The organism is Bartonella sp. AA23NXGY (genome assembly GCF_042197165.1).
Taxonomy (GTDB): domain Bacteria; phylum Pseudomonadota; class Alphaproteobacteria; order Rhizobiales; family Rhizobiaceae; genus Bartonella.
This window is the reverse complement of the sequence record NZ_JBHIRO010000047.1, coordinates 1-3,545: the sequence shown is the minus strand read 5'-3', so window position 1 is coordinate 3,545 and position 3,545 is coordinate 1. Positions and strand designations below refer to the sequence as shown.

Annotated in this window: 4 protein-coding genes; all 4 read left to right on the top strand. The window is 45.0% G+C overall.

Annotation, left to right across the window (positions count from 1 at the left end):
- Positions 1-555, top strand: a 555-nt coding sequence (locus ACFINY_RS09490; protein ID WP_375701048.1) for a transglycosylase SLT domain-containing protein, incomplete at its 5' end; no start/stop codon positions are given.
- Between the two features lie 12 nt (positions 556-567).
- Positions 568-1,572, top strand: a complete 1,005-nt coding sequence (locus tag ACFINY_RS09485; RefSeq protein ID WP_375701047.1) for a phage tail protein — start codon at positions 568-570, stop codon at positions 1,570-1,572.
- A gap of 8 nt (positions 1,573-1,580) precedes the next feature.
- Positions 1,581-2,594, top strand: coding sequence for a phage tail protein (locus tag ACFINY_RS09480; protein ID WP_375701046.1), 1,014 nt, complete (start codon positions 1,581-1,583; stop codon positions 2,592-2,594).
- Between the two features lie 7 nt (positions 2,595-2,601).
- The coding region (locus ACFINY_RS09475) for a phage tail protein (protein WP_375701045.1) at positions 2,602-3,545 on the top strand (944 nt) is incomplete at its 3' end.

The window sequence follows — 3,545 nt, the reverse complement described above, 5'->3', positions numbered from 1 at the left end:
GAAAGTGGAGGCAATCCGAATGCAAGGAATCCCCGTTCTTCTGCGGGTGGGTTGTATCAATTTATAGACAGCACCGCCAAGCAATATGGTTTGCAGGATAGGTTTGATCCCATGCAAGCGGCAGATGCCATGGGGCGGTTGACGCTTGATAATCGCAATCATTTAAGCCGCCTGTTGGGAAGAGCCCCTAGTGAAGCAGAATTGTATTTAGCCCATCAACAAGGGGCAGGAGGAGCCGCGCGGCTTCTTCAAAATCCCCATGCCAATGCGGCGCAAATTGTTGGGAGCAATGCGGTTGGCTTGAATGGTGGAAACAACGCTATGCGTGCAAGTGATTTTGTCAACCGTGTATTACAGATGTATGGTGGGCAGCCTCATAGAGCAAGTCCTACAGCGCAGGGTGGCATTAGAAATAGAGACAACTTGTTAGAGGTTTTAAGGGCATTATTAGCATCACAAGAAGAGGCTTCGGAAGAAGAAGAGAGTGATGATGATGATAATCCTTTGATGACGCAATTCATGCGGGCATTTTACGGACCATTTTACAGAAGCTAGGATTCACGAGAAATGTCAACGATTTATGATTGGTCGCTTAGAGCGTCGGATAATACGCGCGTGGATAATTTGATTGATTGGTCCGAAGGACAGCATCCTAGCAGTGTGAACACAAGCGCCCGTGTGATGATGCAGCGCGTAAAGGAATACTTGTCAGACACGGGTGGAGAGCTTGAAGGCATTGTTACAAATGATCCTGTCCAACAAACGAGTGTGATAAGACTTGCAAGCACTTCACAGTTTTTAGAGTATAAGAATGGTATCGTTTTGCGCTTTATGGCTATGGGTAAGAATGTTGGAGCGACCACGATTGTCTTAAATGCTTTAGATGGCAAGCCGGTTTATAAAGCAACGGAAACGGGTTTATCGCTTTTATCAGGGGGGGAAATCCAACAAGGGTGCATTTATACATTGTTTTATAATGGAGATCATTGGCATCTTGTTAATCCTACCCCACTCCCTTTAGAAGAAGAAGAAAGCAGTCTTTATCCCACGGGTTTTATAGGAACGTTTGGAATGCGCGGGATTCCAAAGGATTGGTTAATTTGCGATGGGAAGGCTTATTTGCGTCGTGATTATGGTGATTTATTTGAGACGATAGGAACGGTTTGGGGAGAGGGTGATGGCGCCACGACATTTAATGTTCCCGATTTTCGAGGGATGTTTTTACGAGGGCTTGATGGAGGGCGCAATATTGATGAGGGGCGTTCTTTTGCAAGTGTGCAAACAGATTTAATCGAGTCGCATCAACATCAAGGACAGAGCCTTTCGATGTCTCATTTTACCAGCAACGAAAACTTTTGGGATGGGAATACGACGGATGTGTTGGGCTATCGTCTAGGCTTGTTTGGGGGGAGCTCTCTAGCGAATTTTATGGGCATAGAGCGTGAGAATTTAGGGGGCTACATTGTAAGTTCTCATACTCTTGATGAGAACCAAGAGGTTGTTTTGGAGAGCACTGGTGAAGGCGAGACGCGTCCAGTTAATGTGAGTGTTCTGTTTGCGATTAAGACATGAGGTGTAAGATGTCGACGATCTATGATTGGTCTTTAAATGCCTCCTTGAATGCCTATTGTGATGATTTGATTGATTGGTCAAAAGGACAACGTCCTAGTAGTCTGAATAATAGTGCTCGTGTGATGATGCAACGTGTGCGTGAGTATTTATCGGATACGAGTGGTGTGATTGAAAGCACTTTTACGGTTGATGCTGAACACCAGACGACGTTGATAAGACTTCAAAGCCAATCGCAATTTTTAGAGTATAAGAATGGGATATCAATTTATTTTAAAGCGAAGGGCAAGAATGTTGGGGAAACCGCAATTGCCTTGAATGATTTGGTGGCTAAACCTGTTTACAAGGCGACGGAATTAGGTCTCCGTGTTTTATCGGGAGGCGAGCTTCAAAGGGGGTGCATTTATAGCTTGGTTTATAGGGATCATGCTTGGCAAGTTTTAAATCCTACGCCTCTCTCTTTATCGCAAGAGCCGGTTATCCCTGTTTATCCACCAGGGACGATAGGGATTTTTGGGATGCAAGTTTTGCCAGATGGCTGGTTACCCTGTGATGGGAAGGCTTATTTGCGTAGTGATTATCCTGCTCTTTATGAAGCGATAGGGATCAGGTGGGGAGGCGCTGATAGTTGGACGAAGTTTAATGTTCCCGATTTGCGTGGTGTTTTTTTACGAGGTGTTGATGATGACCGCGAGATAGACCGCTTTCGTTATCTTGGCACTTTACAAAATGACGCAATGAGAAAGCATGACCATGGGGGTCAATCCTTTACGATTTTGAATGATGAAAATCAGGAAGAGAGTTGGCATGGTGATATGACGATCATCTGGGGATATGTGTTGAATGACCAGCAAAGATTGAAGCTTGCTGAACGTTTGGGCGTGAGAGCAGAGGATATACGCGTGCACCATAAGCTCGCCTTTCCCCATTCCCACCTTCACATGCGTGATGTTGCATTGGCAAGTTCAGGTATAAGTGAGACGCGCCCGATTAATATGAGTGTTGTGTTTGGAATCAAGACGTGAGGTTTAGATGTCCACGATTTATGATTGGTCTTTAACGGCATCTGAGAATGGTGGTGCTGATGCTTTAATTAATTGGTCAGAGGGACAGCACCCTAACACGGTTAATAATAGCGCTCGTTTTATGATGCAACGGGTAAGTGAGTATTTATCGGATACGGGGGGTGTTCTTGAAGGGATTGTGACGGTTGATAATAACCAAAAGACGAGCGTGATAAGGCTTCTAAGTCAATCGGCATTTTTAGAGTATAAGAATGGCATATCGGTTTGTTTTAAAGCGAAGGGCAAGAATGTTGGGGCGACAACAATTGCTTTAAATAATTTAGCCGGTAAGCCCGTTTATAAGGCGACAGAAACCGGTTTATTAGCCTTATCGGGAGGAGAGATACAAGATGGCTGTCTTTATACGCTTGTGTATGATGAAGAGCTTACGGGTTGGCAAGTTCTCAACCCGACAAGGGGCAAAGTTTCTTCCTTAAAACGTTTACCTTCCGGTCTGATAGGACCGTTTGCAATGGAACGCTTGCCGGATGGTTGGTTGCCATGTGATGGGAAGGCTTATCCGCGGCTTGTCTATTGGGATTTATTTTGTGTCATAGGAACGACGTGGGGAGAGGGGGATGGCGTTACGACGTTTAATGTTCCCGATTTTCGGGGGCTATTTTTACGGGGACTTGATAATGAACGCAATTTAGACCCTTGGCGTTCTTTTGCAAGTATACAACCCTGTTCTTTAAAAGCGCATGAGCATTTTATAGGTCCAGCGTCATCAGAAGGTCTTTCTTCTCGAAAAAAACGGGATGTTTCTTCTACTGAAGCGCCCGTGACAAGGCGCAAGAGAGCTATAGACGAAGAGTGTGTAGGTTTGAGTGGGGATGCTTTGGACAAGTGTAATCAAGAATTTGACCAAATAGCAGGAAGTCCACAGGTAGAGACTCCCTTTTGGTTTACAGA